Raw genomic sequence first — 15,125 nt, forward strand, 5'->3', positions numbered from 1 at the left:
GCACCATGAAGCCGATCGCGTTGGCCGTTGCCCTGGCCCTGACTGCCGCCCCGCTGCTGTCCGCACCGCCGGCGCTGGCCGCACCCGCTGCCAAGGCCGCCACCCCGGCCAGCCCGGCCTGGGTCGCCCGCAGCAATGCGCTGGCGCAGATCCTGCTGGATGCGCAGGGTCCGTTCCAGCCGGAGGAAACCGGCTTCTTCGGCGTGCCCGGCTACGACGACAAGGTGGCCGACCTGGGGCCCGACAACGGCAAGCGCTACCGCGCCGCGATGGCCAAGGCACGTGATGAGCTGAAGGCGAAGCTGGCCACCGAGCAGGATCCCAACGTGCGCCAGGACCTGGAGATCATGATCCATGCCGCCAGCCAGAACATCGAAGGCAGCGAGCTCAACGAGAAGTACCTGCTGCCGTGGAGCGATGCGCCGCAGACGGTGTTCAGCGGCCTCAACCTGCTGCTGTCCGACCAGGTGCCGGCCGAGCGCCGCGCCAAGGCGATCGACCGCCTCAAGGCCTATGCCGGCCTGCAGCCGGGTGGCACTGCCTTCACTACGCTGGCCCGTCAGCGCTACCAGGAGCGGCTGAAGGACAGCACGCTGCTGCAGCCGACGAAGATCGAAGTGCAGCAGTCGCTGGACAACGTCGAGACCTACATCACCGGTATCGAGTCGCTGCTGAAGAAGTACCAGATCGCCGGCGCTGACGAGGCGATGAAGACCCTGGCCGGGCAGATGAAGGACTATGCGGCCTGGACCCGCACCGAGGTGCTGCCGAAGGCACGTGCCGACGCGCGCCTGCCGGCGCCGCTGTACGCCTACCAGCTCAAGCAGGTGGGCATCGACATCGACCCGAAGCTGCTGATGCAGCGTGCGCAGCTGGAGTTCATGGAAACCCGTTCGGCGATGCAGCAGCTGGCGCCGCTGGTGGTGAAGGACAAGGGCCTGAAGGTGGCCGATCCGAGCGACCCGGTGGCGGTGATCCGTGCGCTGAAGGCCGACAAGATTGCCGACGATCACCTGGAAGGCCATTACCGCAAGGTGATCGATGCGATCGACCCGCTGATCCGCGAGCACGCCATCGTCGACGTGCCCAAGCGCGCGATGCAGATGCGCCTGGGCTCGGCCGCCGAGAGCGCGGCCAGCCCGGCCCCGCACTTCCTGCCGGCGCCGCTGGTCAACAACACCGGGCAGCAGGGCACCTTCGTGTTGCCGCTGGGCAACCCGGCCGCAGGCCCGGGCGCGCAGTACGACGACTTCAACTTCGGTGCAGCGGCATGGACGCTGAGTGCGCATGAAGGCCGCCCGGGCCACGAGCTGCAGTTCACCGCGATGGTCGAGCGCGGCATCTCGCTGGCGCGCACCATGTTCGCGTTCAATTCGGTGAACGTGGAAGGCTGGGCACTGTACGCGGAAGCCGAGATGGTGCCGTACGAGCCGCTGGACGGGCAGATGATCGCGCTGCAGTTCCGCCTGCTGCGCGCCGCACGCGCGATGCTCGACCCGATGCTCAACCTCGGCCTGACCGACCGTGCCAACGGCGAGCGCGTGCTGATGGAGCAGGTCGGCCTGTCCAAGGCGATGGCCACCCAGGAACTGGACCGCTACATGGTGCGCATGCCGGGCCAGGCCGGCAGCTACTTCTACGGCTACACCCGCATCCTGGAACTGCGCATGCAGACCGAGCTGGCGCTGGGCGCGAAGTTCGACCGCCTGGCGTTCAACAACTTCCTGCTCGACCAGGGCCTGCTGCCGCCGGACCAGCTGGCCGATGCGGTGAACAAGGTGTTCGTGCCGAAGTACAAGCGCTGAGCATCGCCGGGCAGTGCCGGCCGCTGGTCGGCATTGTCTGGGATTCCCGGGGTTGCCGGCCAGCGGCCGGCACTACCGGCGGTGACGCAGTCGCGTCACCGTTGCGGCGGCGGAGGCGTGATCACCTGGGTCGGCAGCCGTGCCGGCGGCTGCGGATTCGGTACCCAGATCGCCACACCGGCAGCGCGCTTCTGCGTGGTCGGAATACCAATGCCGACGCCGCCACCGACATGCGAGCCGAACGTACCGGCGCCCACCGACATGCCCACCGGCGAACCGCTGCTGCCGACACCCATCAGCACCACACCATTGGCACCCAGCGCCGCCGCTTCGCGCTTCAAACGTGCCACGGCGGCATCGGTCTGGCCCTGGGTGCCGAAGCCCACCGCGGACGCCGATTCCAGCTGCGCGATTTCCTGCGAACCGGCCGGCGGCGTCGAATAGATCTGCACCTGGGCCGGGTCGATCGGCGCGCGGGCACGGCCCAGCATCACCTTGGACGTACTGGCACAACCGGCGGCGGCCAGCAGCATGGCCGCCAACGCGGCCCAACGAATGTTCATGGCATCACCCCTGCAGGACTGGTTGTGATCATCGGCGGGCCACTCTGAATCGGGGCCAACACCCGGGCCAGGGCACGCACCACCGAACGCTAGCACGGCCCCGGTGACAGCCCCGCCAATGGCAGTAGGCGGCAGCGGCGGGAACGTCTATGGTGGGCCCAGGAACCAACGGTGGGAGAGCGGCATGGGTGTGATCAGTCTGTTGTGGGGCGTACTGGCGCTGTTGTGGATGATCCTGGCGCTGATTCCGCTGCTGGGCTGGGGCAACTGGTTCCTGATCCCGTTCGCTGCCGTCGGTGCGGTGATCGCTGCGCTGGGCATCCTGTTCACCCACCCGAGCAAGCGCGGCCGGGCCTGGGCCGGGCTGGTCCTGAACGGCATTGTGGTGGTGGTCGGCATCCTGCGCCTCGGCCTGGGCGGCGGCGTGATCTGAGCCCGTCCCCGGGTGCGACAGGGCGTCGCAGGCACACGGCCCACAGCCGGGCAGGGGCGTACAATGAATGGCTGCGCGAGCCCCCCGCGTGCCTGTGAATCCGCGCCCGGCGCGGCTGCCCCATGATCATCCGACCCCGTCCCCACGGCTGGCAACTGCTCTACATCCTGCGCGGTTCGATTGTCAAAGCGATCGCCCCCAAGGTGCTGGCGATCCTGATCCTGTCCATCGCAGTGGCTGCGGTGGTGGAACTGGCGCCGCCGACCGGCATCGAGCGCGTCTCGGTGACCCCGTTCACCCTGCTCGGCCTGGTGCTGTCGATCTTCCTCAGCTTCCGCAACAGCGCCTGCTACGAGCGCTGGTGGGAAGGCCGCAAGCTGTGGGGCCAACTGGTTTTCGAGTCGCGTTCGCTGGCCCGCCAGGTCAACCTGCTGTTGGCCGATGACGCCGGCCGTCGCCGCCGCATCGCTTACCTCACCACTGCTTTCGCGCATGCGCTGGCGGCGCGCCTTCGCGGACGCATCGTCGCTTTGGCGGCATTGCCGTGGCTGGACAAGCCGCAGCGCGAACAGCTGGGCCAGCGCGAGAACGTGGCCGATGCGCTGCTGGCGATGATCGCCGCCGAGCTGGCCCAGGCCCTGCGTGCCGGTGCGCTCAATCCGATCCTCTACGCCCAGCTGGAAGAGCGCCTGCACGCGATGTCGTCGATCCAGGCCGGCTGCGAGCGGATCCTCACCACTCCGCTGCCGTTCGCCTACACCCTGCTGCTGCACCGCTGCGCCTGGATGTTCTGCGTGCTGCTGCCGTTCGGCCTGGCCAGTTCGCTGGGCTGGGGCACGCCGGTATTGTCGGCGGTGCTGGCTTACGCCTTCTTCGGCCTGGACCAGCTGGGTGAAGAAATGGAAGACCCGTTCGGACTGGAGCCGAACGACCTGCCGCTGGACGCGCTGGTGCGCACGATCGAGATCGACCAGCTCGACGCGCTCGGCGAGCGCCCCTTGCCCGAACCCCTGCTGCCGCAGGGCTACCTGTTGCAATAGCCACTCCTCGGAGCCTGCCATGTCCCATCCGCTATACCGCCCGCGCCGCATGCGCCATGACGAGTTCTCGCGCCGCCTGATGCGCGAGAACACGCTGACCACCGACGACCTGATCTACCCGGTGTTCGTGCACGAGCTTGCCGGCCGCACCGCGGTGCCGTCGATGCCGGGCGTGGAGCGGCTGTCGATTGAAGAACTGCTGAAGGTGGCCGAGGAAGCGCTGGAACTGGGCATTCCGGTGATCGACCTGTTCCCGGTGATCGACCCGTCGCTGAAGTCGCTGGACGCGTCGGCGGCGTGGGCCGAGGACGGCCTGGCGCAGCGTGCGATCCGCGCGCTGAAGTCGCGCTTCCCGGAACTGGGGGTGATGACCGACGTGGCGCTGGACCCGTACACCACGCATGGCCAGGACGGCATCATCGACGACAAGGGCTACGTGCTGAACGACATCACCGTCGACGCACTGGTCAAGCAGTCGGTGTCGCATGCCGAGGCCGGTGCGGACATCGTCTCGCCGTCGGACATGATGGACGGCCGCATCGGCGCGATCCGTCGCGGGCTGGATGCCAGCAACCACATCAACGTGCGCATCATGGCCTATTCGGCCAAGTACGCTTCGGCGTTCTACGGCCCGTTCCGTGATGCGGTGGGCAGCGCGGCCAGCCTCGGCAAGGCCGACAAGAAGACCTACCAGATGGACCCGGCCAACGGTGACGAGGCCCTGCGCGAAATCGCGCTGGACCTGGAAGAGGGCGCCGACATGGTGATGGTCAAGCCGGGCATGCCCTACCTGGACCTGGTACGCCGGGCCAAAGAGACCTTCGGCGTGCCGACCTTCGCTTACCAGGTCAGCGGCGAGTACGCGATGATGAAGGCCGCCTTCGCCAATGGCTGGCTGGACGAGCGCGCCTGCGTGATGGAATCGCTGCTGGGCTTCAAGCGGGCCGGTGCCGATGGCGTGCTGACCTATTTCGCGCCGCAGGTGGCGCGATGGCTGCGCGAGCGCTGACAATAGCGCGACGATAGACGGAGGAGTGCGCGATGGGACCCGAACTGGGATGGATGCAATGGCTGATCTGGGGCATCGGTACGCTGGTGTTCGGCGCCATCATTGTCGGTGTCTTCATCGCGGCCTGGCGGGCCGGCAAGCGCCCGCCGGAGCAGCTGTCGGCGGCCCGCCACGTGGCCCGTGAGCAGGCCCTGCCGGACAGCGTGCAGGCCGAACTGGCCGCGTTGAACCAGCGCAAGGACAATGGCCAGCTGAGCGAGGTTGAGTACGAGCAGCAGCGTGCCAGGGTGTTGTCGCGCTGACGCATCCGCATGGGTGGGTGCCAACCTTGGTTGGCACGTTCCTGCATGCCAATCAAGGTTGGCATCTACCGAACGATCATCCACGCATGGCGTGGATCTACTGCACGCATCCCGCCACCGCCGCCACCTTCGGTACCGCCAACCGGTACACATCCACGCCGCCGGCACGCGGTGCCTTCGCCGCACTGCTGACGACCAGCATCTCGCCCGGCTTGGCGTTGTCGATCACCGGCGCGGCGGTCCAGCCGCCGGCCTGGTTGAACGACAGCCGCAGCGGCTGCAGCGCCACGCCGCTCCACGCGCAGCCGCTGCTCCACACCTGCGCGGTCGCGTCGCTGCCACGGCTGAACACCACGGCGCCGTCATGGCCCAGCCAGTCACCGTCGGTCTCGTCCTCGGCGCTGTTCAAGGCGGTCAGTGCGGTGGCCGGGCCACGCACACCCTGCGCGTCCAGCGGCGCCACGAACAGGTCCCAGCCCGCGCCACGTCCCTGCTGGCGGGCAAACAGCAGGCGCTGGCCATCTGCGCTCAGGGCCGGCCCGCGCTCTTCCCGGCGTCCGCCATCGCCGGCCAGGGCCTGCGCGCTGCCCAGCCGGCCATCGGCGGCCAATGCCGCGCGATACAGCGCCAGCGCGCCTTCGCGGCCGGCCGCAAACAGCAGCCAGCGCCCATCGCCGCTGAAGTAGGGGTCGCGGGCCTCACCGGCCACGCCCACCGGCAGGGGCTGCGCCTGCTGCCAGCGGCCATCGACCACGCGCGCTTCCCACAGGCCCCAACCCGCCTCGCCGCGGCGCGCGAACACGATGCGCTGGCCATCGGCACTGATTGTGGCGCGGCCCTCGTCGGCGCGGGTCGAGACCACGCCCATGCCTTCGATGCCGTACTCGTTCAACGCCATCGCCACGGGGGCAGAGAGTAGACTGGCGGCAAGCACCAGCAGGGGCGGGGTGATGCGCATCATCCGGGTCCGTGCACGAAAGAGCATCAGTCTAGCCAGCTTGAGGATTCCATGACCGACCGTTACGCCGTCTTCGGACACCCCGTTGCCCACTCGAAGTCGCCGCAGATCCATGCGACGTTCGGTCGCCAGGAAGGCATCGCGGTGGATTACCGCGCGATCGACCTGGCCCCGGATGCGTTCCTGGCCGGCCTGGAGGCGTTCGCCGCCGAGGGCGGTGTCGGCGCCAACGTCACCCTGCCACACAAGGAAACCGCATTCTCGGTGTGCACCACGCTGACCGCACGGGCGCGCCGCGCCGGCTCGGTCAACACCCTGCTGCGCAAGGGCGACCGTTGGCACGGTGACACCACCGATGGCATCGGCCTGGTGCGCGACCTGACCGACCGCCACGGCCTGGACCTGCGTGGCCGCCGCATGCTGCTGATCGGTGCCGGCGGCTCCGCACGCAGCGTCGCCCCGGCGCTGCTCGATGCCGGCATCACCGAACTGGTGGTGGTCAACCGCACGCCGGAACGCGCAGATGAGCTGATCGACGCGATGGGCGAACCGGGCCGCGCGATCAGCCGCTACTGGGAAGACCTGCGCGACCTCGGCGACTTCGAGCTGATCGTCAATGCCACCTCGGCCGGTCGCGACCGCGATGTCGAGTTCAAGCTGCCGCTGTCGCTGGTCAACTCGATGACCACCGCCGTCGACCTGAACTACGGCGAAGCCGCCATCGCCTTCCTGGCCTGGGCGCGCGCGGCGAACTGCCGTAATACCGTCGATGGCCTGGGCATGCTGGTCGAACAGGCCGCCGAGAGCTTCCTGCAGTGGCACGGCGTGCGCCCGCAGACCGACGAGGTCTACCAGTCGCTGCGCCAGGGTGCGGCCGTGCTGGCCGGCGAGGACTGAGCCATGGACAGCACCGCCTTGCTGGTAACCGTACTGAGCATGGTCGGCGTACGCCTGCCGGTGCTGATCGCACTGTGCGTGGGCCTGGTCTGGGTGGTCGGCGCGCCGCGCGATGCCACCCGTACCGGCGCGCTGGTCGGCCTGCTGCTGTTGCTGCTGTCCTGCCTGGGCGGCCTGGCCGCCGGCATCCTGCCGATGTGGCTGGTCAGCAGTGGCAACTTCGGCGCCGTGTCGGGCATGGGCGCCGTGCTCGGCGTGCTGCACTTCGCGCTGGCGATGGTCGAGGCCATCGGCGTGGTGCTGCTGGTATGGGCGTTGGTGCGCCTGCTGCGGCTGCGCGGCAACCCGGTGCAGTGAGACCCCGGTGACGGCCCTGGGCCGTCGCCTGGACCGCCCGGCGTGTTCATCCCGCTGCCGGGCGTCGTGGCTGCCCCGTTCAGGGTGCCAGCGGCGGCGGACGTGGCCGGCCATGCGACAATGACCGGCCTGATCCAGCCACGGTACCTCCCGGCGTGACCGAAACCGTCGCCGCTCCGCGCACGCTCGATGACCCCTTGAAGGATGCGATCCGCAAGGCGTACACGACGCTGCAGGCCAATACCCCCGGCTTCTCCACCCGCCGCTCGCAGAGCCAGATGATCGGCGTGGTGTCGCGCGCGCTGTCGAAAAGCGGTGGCGTCGGCGTGGTCGAGGCGCCGACTGGCGTCGGCAAGAGCCTGGGTTATCTCACCGCGGGCGTGCCGATCGCGCTGGCCAGCAAGAAGAAGCTGGTGATCAGCACCGGCACCGTGGCGCTGCAGTCGCAGCTGGTCGAGCGCGATATCCCGAATTTCCTCAAGGCCACCGGCCTGGAAGCGACCGTGGCGCTGGCCAAAGGCCGTACCCGCTACCTGTGCACGCGCAATGCCGCCGAGGCGCAGGGCGAGGGCTCGCAGGGCGGCATGTTCGAGGATGACGCGCCGCTGTTCGACCGGCCGCTGGCGCCGATCGAGATGGATATCGCCAAGCGCCTGACCGATGCCTTCACCGGCGGCAGCTGGGATGGCGACATCGACAACGCGCCGGAGACCATCAGCCCCGGCCTGCGCAGCCGCATCACCACGCCGGCCTCGGGCTGTGCAGGGCGCCGCTGCGCCTATTCGGCACAATGCGCGGTGCTGCGTTCGCGCAATACCGTGCGCGATGCGCAGATCGTGGTGACCAACCACGCGCTGCTGCTGTCGGCGCTGTCGATCGGCGACAGCGACAACGGCCAACCGTTGATCGCGCCACCGTCGGACATGCTGCTGGTGTTGGACGAAGGCCATCACATCGGCAACGTGGCGATCGACCAGGGCGCGGCCAGCCTGGCACTGGACGAGATGGCCAAGCGTACCGGCCGCCTGCAGATCCTGATTGCCGGCGCCTACCGCGCGGTCGACAAGGACCGCCTCGGCAACCTGCTGCCGAACGAAGCGATCGAGGTGGCCAGCAACGTGGCCAAGCAGCTGCGCGCCTTCCGCGACCACGTCGAGCGGGTGTGGATGCCGGCGCCGGCCGACGAGGAACCGATGTGGCGTGCCGCCAATGGTCGCCTGCCGGGAGCCTGGCGCGAGCCGATCGAAGCACTGGCCGACGATACCCGCAGCCTCTACAACTGGGCACATGCGGCCACCGCACAGGTGGCCAAGGGCAAGCCGGACGATGCCGCACGCGAGCGCCTGCAGCGCAACCTGGGCATGGCGCTGGAGATGATCGAGCAGCAGTACAACCTCTGGCAGGCGTGGCGCCGCGAGGACAAGGACGGCGCGCCGCCGATGGCGCGCTGGGTCACCGCCACCCGCGACGGCGACCTGGTGCTGCACGGCTCGCCGGTGTCGGCCGCGCACGTGCTGCGCAAGCTGCTGTGGGACGAAGTGGATTCGGTGGTGATGACCTCGGCGACGCTGACCGGCGGCGGCGATTTCCAGTCGCTGGCGATCGACAACGGTATTCCCGAAGAGGCCGAGATGGTCTCGCTGTCCTCGCCGTTCGACCTGCCCAACCAGGCCGAGCTGATCGTGCCGAAGTTCCCGGTCACACCGGATGATCGCGAAGGCCATCCGCGCGAAATAGCGCGTTACCTCGACACCGAGCTGGACTGGGCCAAGGGCTCGATGGTGCTGTTCACTTCGCGCTGGAAGATGGAGAAGGTGGCCGGCCTGATGCCGGCTGCACGCCGCAAGCAGGTGCTGGTGCAGGGCGAGATGTCCAAGACCCGGCTGATCGACGAGCACCTGCGCCGCGTCGCGGCGGGCGAGGGCTCGGTGCTGTTCGGCCTGAACTCGTTCGGCGAGGGCCTCGACCTGCCCGGCGAAGCCTGCACCACGGTGGTGATCACCCAGGTGCCGTTCGCGGTGCCGACCGACCCGCAGACCGCCACCCTCAGCGAGTGGTTCGAAGGGCGCGGGCTCAACGCCTTCAACCTGATCGCGATTCCGCACGCGCTGCGCACGCTGACCCAGTTCGCCGGCCGCCTGATCCGCACTTCCACCGACACCGGCCGCGTGGTCATTCTTGATTCGCGGCTGCTGACCCGCCGCTACGGCAAGCGCATCATCGACGCGCTACCGCCGTTCAAGCGCGTGATCGGCTGACCGGTAGTGCCGGCCGCTGGCCGGCAAAACGGGGACGGAAGGGATTAAGTCGCAAATGGCACAAACGAACTGATCCGCTCCGTCTCCGATGGCTACCGACGCAGCGGCAGCCATTGCCCTTCGCTGGCGCTGCGCCACAGCCATTCCACCGGCCCGAAGCGATGGACGCGCAGCCACCACGCACTCGCCCACAGCTGCAGCGGGAACACCACCGCTGCCACCAGCAGCACCGGCCACAGCCCGTGCTGCGGACCGATACCCCACCCGAAGCCGGCAAACAACGGCACGCAGATGGCGCTTTGCAGCAGGTAGTTGCTCAGTGCCATGCGCCCGGCCGGGACGAACACGCGCAGCACGCGTTCGGCCCACGGGCGCAGATAGAGCAGGGCGAAGATGGCGGCTGCTGCGATGCCCAAGGCCAGTGGCGCAACGCGATACGACACGCGCAGCAGGTAGCCGGGCACGCCCGCACGTAGCGCGGGCCATGCCTGCTTGAGCGCATCGGCGTGGGCATCGATCCACAGGAACGCGGCCGTCAACAGCAGCCCACCAAGGGCAATCGCGCGCAGCAGCGGCCGGTGTGCCTGTGGCTGCTGCAGCAGTCCGCGACGACCGGCCCAGTAGCCCAACAGGAAGCGGCCGAGCACGAAGAACAACAGTGCCCAGTTGCTCAGCTTCAGCCATGCCGCCAGCTGCAGGTTGCGCCACCACGCCTGCGCCAGGCTTCCGTGCGCCAGCGCATCGAGCGCCATGGCGTTCATCTGCGCGCGCGGTGTGAGCAGGGCCACCCATTCGCGGATCCACGGCGACAGCAGCGGTGGCAGCAACAGGGTGATGAACAGGCCGCTGCACAGCAGGGCACGATCGCCCAGGTGACGGAACAGCGGCAGCAGCAGGCCGACCAGTGCGTACACCAGCAGGATGTCACCCCACCACAGCAGCACCGAATGCAGCAGGCCGATCACCAGCAGCACCGCCATCCGCCGCAGGTGCGCGGCCATGCTGCCGGGCGCGTGGCCGTCCATCTGCATCGCCACGCCCATGCCGAACAGCAGCGAGAACAGGGTGATCGCCTTCATGTCCACCAGCCATTCCATGCCGGTGCGGATGGCCTGGTCGAGCGCCGCGCTGGGCAGCGCCTGCTGCGCGGCCTCGGTCATCAGCGCATCGAGCGAGAAGAAGCGCAGGTTGACCAGGAACACGCCGAGCAGCGCGAATCCACGCAGGGCATCGATGAGGGGCTGGCGCGGCGGGCGGTGGGTCATGCCCTGCAGCGTAACGGATCGGTAGTGCCGGCCGCTGGCCGGCATGCGCCTGGAGGCACGCGGCAGATGCCGGCCAGCGGCCGGCACTACCGCACGGGGGTCAGTCGCCCAGCAGCGCGGTGTTGCGTACGGCGCCCTTGTCGGCGCTGGTGGCAAGCAGGGCGTAGGCCTTCAGCGCGCTGGTGACCTTGCGCGGGCGCGGCGCGCGCGGCTTCCAGCCACGCGCGTCGGCGTCGGTGCGGCGCTGGGCCAGGGTGGCGTCATCCAGCAGCAGATCGATGCGGCGGGCCGGGATGTCGATGCGGATGCGGTCGCCGTCTTCGACCAGGCCGATGACCCCGCCGCTGGCCGCTTCCGGCGAGACGTGGCCGATCGACAGGCCCGACGTGCCGCCGGAGAAGCGCCCATCGGTCAGCAGTGCGCATTGCTTGCCCAGCCCCTTCGACTTCAGGTAGCTGGTCGGATACAGCATCTCCTGCATGCCCGGACCACCCCTCGGTCCTTCGTAACGGATCACCACCACCTCGCCCGGCTGCACTTCGTCGGCGAGGATGCCGGCGACGGCGGCGTCCTGGCTTTCGTAGACACGTGCGGCGCCTTCGAACACATGGATCGACTCGTCCACGCCGGCGGTCTTCACCACGCAGCCATCAACGGCCAGGTTGCCGCGCAGCACGGCCAGGCCGCCTTCCAGCGAATAGGCGTGCTGCAGCGAACGGATGCAGCCCTCGGCGCGGTCCACGTCCAGCGTCGGCCAGCGCGTGGCCTGGCTGAAGGCCTCCTGGGTAGGAATGCCGGCCGGGCCGGCCTTGAAGAAGGTATGCAGGGTGTCGTTGTCGCTGCGCACCACGTCCCAGCGTTCCAGCGCGTCGGCCAGGCTGGCGCTGTGCACGGTCGGCACACGGGTATCGAGCAGCCCCGCGCGGTCCAGTTCACCGAGGATGCCGAACACACCGCCGGCGCGGTGCACGTCTTCGATGTGGTACTTCGGCGTGTTCGGTGCCACCTTGCACAACTGCGGTACGCGCCGCGACAAGGCATCGATATGGGCCAGGTCGAAGTCGACCTCCGCTTCCTGCGCAGCGGCCAGCAGATGCAGGATGGTGTTGGTCGATCCGCCCATGGCGATGTCCAGGGTCATCGCATTGGCGAACGCGGCCTGGGTGGCGATGCCGCGCGGCAGCGCGCTCGGGTCTTCGCCGCCATACCAGCGGTGGCAGAGTTCAACGATCAGGCGGCCGGCGCGGCGGAACAGCGCCTCGCGGTCGGCGTGGGTGGCCAGCGTGGTGCCGTTGCCGGGCAGCGACAGGCCCAGCGCTTCGGTCAGGCAGTTCATCGAGTTGGCGGTGAACATGCCCGAGCACGAACCACAGGTGGGGCAGGCACTGCGCTCGAAGGCGGCTACCTTCTCGTCGGAGGCGCTGTCATCGGCGGCCACCACCATTGCGTCGACCAGGTCCAGCTTGTGCTCGGACAGCTTGGTCTTGCCCGCTTCCATCGGTCCGCCGGAGACGAACACCACCGGGATGTTCAGGCGCAGTGCGGCCATCAGCATGCCGGGAGTGATCTTGTCGCAGTTGCTGATGCACACCAGCGCGTCGGCGCAGTGCGCGTTGACCATGTACTCCACGGCGTCGGCGATGATCTCGCGGCTGGGCAGCGAGTACAGCATGCCGTCGTGGCCCATCGCGATGCCGTCGTCCACGGCGATGGTGTTGAATTCCTTGGCGACGCCGCCGACCTGCTCGATCTCGCGCGCGACCAGCTGGCCGAGGTCCTTCAGGTGCACATGGCCGGGCACGAACTGGGTGAAGGAGTTGGCGATGGCGATGATCGGCTTGTGGAAGTCGCCATCCTTCATGCCGGTGGCACGCCACAGGGCGCGGGCGCCGGCCATGTTGCGGCCGGCGGTGGAGGTGCGGGAACGGTATTCGGGCATGGCTGGCGGAACGGGCGGGCCGTACGACGTGGGGGTCGCCCGATCATGGCCAATTTTTTCGGTTGCTGCTGCAACCACCGGAGGTGGTCCGGCCGGGCTGCGCCCTGCACCCGCCGAAGCGTTAGTGCCGGCCGCTGGCCGGCAACCTCAACGTCAAAAGCTGGCTTCGTGTGGGATGGCGGGGTGGGTCCGGTGGCAGGGGACGCCGTGAACCCGTCCATGGGGGCTTGGTCGCCGCATCCATGCGGCTCGCACCCCTGCCACCGGACCCACCCCGCCTTCGACAGTTTCCTGCGATTTGTCGGGGCCGGCGCTGTGCGCTGCTTTTGGTGGGTGTCGACCTTGGTCGACACGGTAGGTCCACGCCATGCGTGGATGATGGGGAGCGACGAAAATGAAAGTCCGTTCATCTTTCGGACTTTGCCGATTCCGGTTGTTGGCCAGGATTTGGCATCATTGGGGCATTGATCCGTCGACAGGGCATGAGGCCATGAAACGTTCCCGCACCACCGCGCTGCTGCTGATGAGCGCCGCGCCGCTGCTGTTCACCGCCTGCCAGAAGGAGCCGGAGGTGAAGGTGCAGGAAGGCCTGTATACCTCGGTGGAGGCCTGCACCGAGGCTACCGGCGATCCGTCCTCGTGCCGCAACGCCTTCGCCGAAGCGCAGAAGCAGGCTGCCGATGCGGCGCCGAAGTACGCCAGCAAGGAAGCCTGCGAAAAGGACTACAAGCCGGAACAGTGCGTACAGCAGCACACGTCGGCGGGCACCTCGTTCATCGGCCCGATGATGATGGGCTTCTTCATGTCGCAGATGCTGAGCAACCGCGGTGGCCTGGCCCCGCAGGCGCCGGCGGCGTCGCCGGCTTACCAGGACAAGAGCGCCGGTTGGGCGCGCCCGGCCCCGGGCGGCAGCGGTGGCCTGAACACCGCCAGCGGCATCGGCGCGGGCAAGGCCGGCCTGGCCCCGGTCACCAGCGAGCCGAACCGTGCGGTCACCGCCAGCCGTGGTGGCTTCGGCAACTCCAGCGCACGCCGCAGCACCAGCGGCAGCTACGGCGGCTGATCGACCCATGCAGCGCATCCGGATTGCCGAGCGTGCCCAGTGGCGGGCACGCGCGGAAGAGGCGGGTTTCCGCTTCCACACCATCGATGGCCAGCCGTACTGGGATGAAAGCGCGTACTACGCCTTCACCCTGCGCCAGATCGAACAGGACATCGAAGACCCCAGTGCCGAGCTGCACCAGATGGCGCTGGACCTGGTCGGCGATGTCATCGCCAGCGAGCGGCTGATGGACCAGCTGGCGATTCCGTCGCACTACCGCGACTGGATCGCCGACAGCTGGCGCCAGCGCCAGCCGCACCTCTATGGCCGCCTGGACCTGGCCTACGACGGCACCGGCCCGGCCAAGCTGTACGAACTGAACTACGACACGCCGACCTCGCTGTTCGAGGCCAGCTTCTTCCAGTGGCAGTGGCTGGAAGACCAGCGCAACGCCGGTCGCCTGCCGCAGCACGCCGACCAGTTCAACGCCATCCACGAGGCGCTGGTCGAGCGCTTCGGCGAACTGGCCACGCAGCTGCCGCCGCCGCTGTACTTCAGCGCCGTAGGCAGCTCGGATGAAGACCGCGGCACCGTCGATTATCTGCGTGACTGCGCTTCGCAGGCCGGCCTGCATGGCCAGGCCATCGCCATCGAGGATATCGGCCTGTCCGAAGATGGCCGCTTCACCGCGCTGGACGATTCGGTGATCGGCACGCTGTTCAAGCTGTACCCGCTGGAAGACCTGATGGCCGAGGAATTCGGCCGCGCGTTGCCCGGCTCGGGCGTGCAGCTGCTGGAACCTGCGTGGAAGGCGGTGCTGAGCAACAAGGGCATCCTGCCGCTTTTGTGGCAGCGCAACGTCGGTCATCCGAACCTGCTGGAAGCACACTTCGATGACGGCAGTACGCTGGCCTCGGGCTGGGTGCGCAAGCCGCTGTTCTCTCGCGAAGGCGCCAACATCGAGATGCACCTGGCCGATGGCAGCACCCAGCGCAGCGACGGTCCCTACGATGGCCCGGCGATCATCCAGCGCGCGCATCCGCTTACCCGTTTCGAAGGCGGTTACCCGCTGATCGGCAGTTGGGTGGTCGGTGACCACGCCTGCGGCATCGGCATCCGCGAGGACGACAGCGCGATTACCCGCGACAGTGCGCGCTTCGTGCCGCACGCAATCGTGGACGAGGCGCCGACGCGGATCTACGTCTGATGGCGGTGCGGCCCACAGGGCTGCCGTGCCAACCAAGGTTGGCACCCACC

14 protein-coding genes are annotated in these 15,125 nt (G+C 68.5%); 10 read left to right on the forward strand and 4 right to left on the reverse strand.

Annotated elements, in window-relative coordinates; genetic code table 11:
• The first annotated feature begins 5 nt into the window (after positions 1–5).
• Complete coding sequence (locus SSKA14_RS02965) at positions 6–1,805, forward strand: DUF885 domain-containing protein (RefSeq protein WP_008265609.1); 1,800 nt, start codon at positions 6–8, stop codon at positions 1,803–1,805.
• A 95-nt stretch (positions 1,806–1,900) separates the two neighbouring features.
• Here the strand turns inward: SSKA14_RS02965 and SSKA14_RS02970 are convergent, their stop codons facing one another.
• Complete coding sequence (locus SSKA14_RS02970) at positions 1,901–2,368, reverse strand: hypothetical protein (protein WP_008267941.1); 468 nt, start codon at positions 2,366–2,368, stop codon at positions 1,901–1,903.
• 184 nt (positions 2,369–2,552) lie between these two features.
• Between SSKA14_RS02970 and SSKA14_RS02975 the strand changes: the two genes are divergently transcribed.
• From SSKA14_RS02975 to SSKA14_RS02990, 4 genes are all read left to right on the forward strand, one after another.
• Complete coding sequence (locus SSKA14_RS02975; protein ID WP_006475755.1) at positions 2,553–2,801, forward strand: hypothetical protein; 249 nt, start codon at positions 2,553–2,555, stop codon at positions 2,799–2,801.
• 122 nt (positions 2,802–2,923) lie between these two features.
• Positions 2,924–3,841: a bestrophin family ion channel gene (locus tag SSKA14_RS02980; protein ID WP_008265913.1), complete on the forward strand. Its 918-nt coding sequence runs from the start codon at positions 2,924–2,926 to the stop codon at positions 3,839–3,841.
• A 19-nt stretch (positions 3,842–3,860) separates the two neighbouring features.
• Complete coding sequence (gene hemB, locus SSKA14_RS02985) at positions 3,861–4,850, forward strand: porphobilinogen synthase (RefSeq protein WP_040006912.1); 990 nt, start codon at positions 3,861–3,863, stop codon at positions 4,848–4,850.
• A gap of 32 nt (positions 4,851–4,882) precedes the next feature.
• A complete protein-coding gene (locus tag SSKA14_RS02990; protein WP_040006915.1) occupies positions 4,883–5,152 on the forward strand; it encodes a hypothetical protein in 270 nt (89 codons plus the stop codon).
• Between the two features lie 97 nt (positions 5,153–5,249).
• Here SSKA14_RS02990 and SSKA14_RS02995 read toward each other — a convergent pair whose 3' ends face one another.
• On the reverse strand, positions 5,250–6,113 hold the full coding sequence (locus SSKA14_RS02995) for a PD40 domain-containing protein (RefSeq protein WP_008268069.1): 864 nt from the start codon (positions 6,111–6,113) through the stop codon (positions 5,250–5,252).
• A 48-nt stretch (positions 6,114–6,161) separates the two neighbouring features.
• Between SSKA14_RS02995 and aroE the strand changes: the two genes are divergently transcribed.
• The 3 genes from aroE (at position 6,162) to dinG (ending at position 9,622) form a co-directional block, all read left to right on the forward strand.
• Entirely contained in the window at positions 6,162–7,007 is an 846-nt protein-coding gene (gene aroE, locus SSKA14_RS03000; protein WP_008268064.1) for a shikimate dehydrogenase, read from the forward strand.
• A gap of 3 nt (positions 7,008–7,010) precedes the next feature.
• Positions 7,011–7,364 carry a hypothetical protein gene (locus tag SSKA14_RS03005; protein WP_008268207.1) on the forward strand — a complete coding sequence of 118 codons (354 nt, stop codon included), beginning with the start codon at positions 7,011–7,013 and terminating at the stop codon, positions 7,362–7,364.
• Between the two features lie 155 nt (positions 7,365–7,519).
• The gene (dinG, locus tag SSKA14_RS03010) at positions 7,520–9,622 is read left to right on the forward strand and encodes an ATP-dependent DNA helicase DinG (protein ID WP_040006917.1); all 2,103 of its coding nucleotides are present in this window, start codon (positions 7,520–7,522) and stop codon (positions 9,620–9,622) included.
• A 92-nt stretch (positions 9,623–9,714) separates the two neighbouring features.
• On the opposite strand, the gene SSKA14_RS03015 is transcribed toward dinG, so the two are convergent.
• Complete coding sequence (locus SSKA14_RS03015) at positions 9,715–10,887, reverse strand: DUF418 domain-containing protein (protein WP_040009269.1); 1,173 nt, start codon at positions 10,885–10,887, stop codon at positions 9,715–9,717.
• 100 nt (positions 10,888–10,987) lie between these two features.
• Complete coding sequence (gene ilvD / locus SSKA14_RS03020) at positions 10,988–12,826, reverse strand: dihydroxy-acid dehydratase (RefSeq protein WP_008266953.1); 1,839 nt, start codon at positions 12,824–12,826, stop codon at positions 10,988–10,990.
• 490 nt (positions 12,827–13,316) lie between these two features.
• On the opposite strand from ilvD, the gene SSKA14_RS03025 reads away from it, so the two are divergent.
• Both SSKA14_RS03025 and SSKA14_RS03030 read left to right on the forward strand, forming a co-directional pair.
• Positions 13,317–13,889: a DUF1190 domain-containing protein gene (locus tag SSKA14_RS03025; RefSeq protein WP_008268008.1), complete on the forward strand. Its 573-nt coding sequence runs from the start codon at positions 13,317–13,319 to the stop codon at positions 13,887–13,889.
• Between the two features lie 7 nt (positions 13,890–13,896).
• Positions 13,897–15,075 (forward strand): glutathionylspermidine synthase family protein, encoded by a 1,179-nt coding sequence (locus SSKA14_RS03030; RefSeq protein ID WP_008267484.1) that lies wholly within the window; start codon positions 13,897–13,899, stop codon positions 15,073–15,075.
• Positions 15,076–15,125 lie beyond the last annotated feature (50 nt).

The organism is Stenotrophomonas sp. SKA14, from assembly GCF_000158575.1.
GTDB lineage: Bacteria > Pseudomonadota > Gammaproteobacteria > Xanthomonadales > Xanthomonadaceae > Stenotrophomonas > Stenotrophomonas forensis.